At 65.7% G+C, this 1,190-nt stretch carries 1 protein-coding gene; it reads right to left on the reverse strand.

Going from position 1 to position 1,190, the window contains the following annotated elements; all coding sequences use genetic code 11:
* Positions 1 to 32: 32 nt before the first annotated feature.
* Positions 33 to 1,115 (reverse strand): IS630 family transposase, encoded by a 1,083-nt coding sequence (locus tag Y694_RS21905; RefSeq protein ID WP_036236728.1) that lies wholly within the window; start codon positions 1,113 to 1,115, stop codon positions 33 to 35.
* Positions 1,116 to 1,190 lie beyond the last annotated feature (75 nt).

The following is a 1,190-nucleotide window of genomic DNA, read 5'->3' on the forward strand; positions in this document are numbered from 1 at the left end:
GCCCTAGTGTGGTGCGCCACTCTGTTCTGTACTTATGCCGCGACGGTCGCCAAGGCGGCCTTGGCCCGGGTGACCTTGGCCAGGATGTCGGTGGCGCTGGCTGTCCAGATGAACGGCTTGGGGTCGATGTTGTGATGCGCCACGTACAGATCTATGGCCAGCTCCAATTCGGCAACGCTGGCGAAACTGTCGCGCCGGATGCGCTTGTCGGTGATGTCGCGGAAGAAGCGCTCGACCATGTTCAGCCACGAGGCGCTGGTCGGCGTGAAGTGCATGACGAAGCGCGGATGACGCGCCAGCCACTTCTGCACCTCGGGGTGGCTGTGGGTGGCGTAGTTGTCCACGATCAGGTGAAGGCCCAGGTGCTTGGGCGTGCGGCGGTCGATCAGCCGCAGGAACTTCAACCACTCGGTGTGCCGGTGGCGCGGCTGGCACATCGAGATCACCTTGCCGTCCACCGTGTTGAGCGCTGCAAACAGCGTGGTGGTGCCGTGGCGCTTGTAGTCGTGCGTCATGGTGCCAGCACGCCCGCGCTTCATCGGTAGACCCGGCTGCGTACGGTTGAGCGCCTGGATCTGGCTCTTCTCGTCGCAGCTGAGCACCAGGGCGTGCTCGGGCGGGTTCATGTACAGGCCGACCACGTCGAGCAACTTGTCCTCGAACCGCGGATCACGCGAGAGCTTGAACGTGCGGCTCAGGTGCGGCCTCAGGCCGTTGCTCTGCCAGACCCGACGCACGGTGGTCGCTCCCACACCCAGGTGCGCGGCCAGCGTGCGGGTGCTCCAGTGCGTGGCGTCGACCGGCTTGTCGTGCAGCGTGGCCTGCACGATGCGCGACTCCATCTCGGCGGTGATCGTGGCCGGCCGGCCGCTGCGCGGGGCGTCCTTGCGCAGTGCGTCGATGCCGCCGCTGAGGAAGCGCTCGCGCCACAGGGCGACCTGGCGACGATCCAGTCCCACCTCGACGGCGATGTCCTTGTTCTGCAATCCCTGGGCGGCCAGCAGCACGACCAGCGCCCGTTGTTGCAGCCGAGCCTCCACCGTGCGGCGTTTGGCCAGCCCACGAAGCTCCCGCTCCGTGTCCGCATCCAGTTCAATCGTCTTGGCAACCCGCACCGTTCCAGCCTCCTGGAACGTCTGAGTATGCCGGCGCCATTAAGTTCTATAAATTCTCGCGCACTACACTAGCCC

The organism is Methylibium sp. T29-B, assembly GCF_000576225.1.
Taxonomy (GTDB): Bacteria; Pseudomonadota; Gammaproteobacteria; order Burkholderiales; family Burkholderiaceae_C; genus Methylibium; species Methylibium petroleiphilum.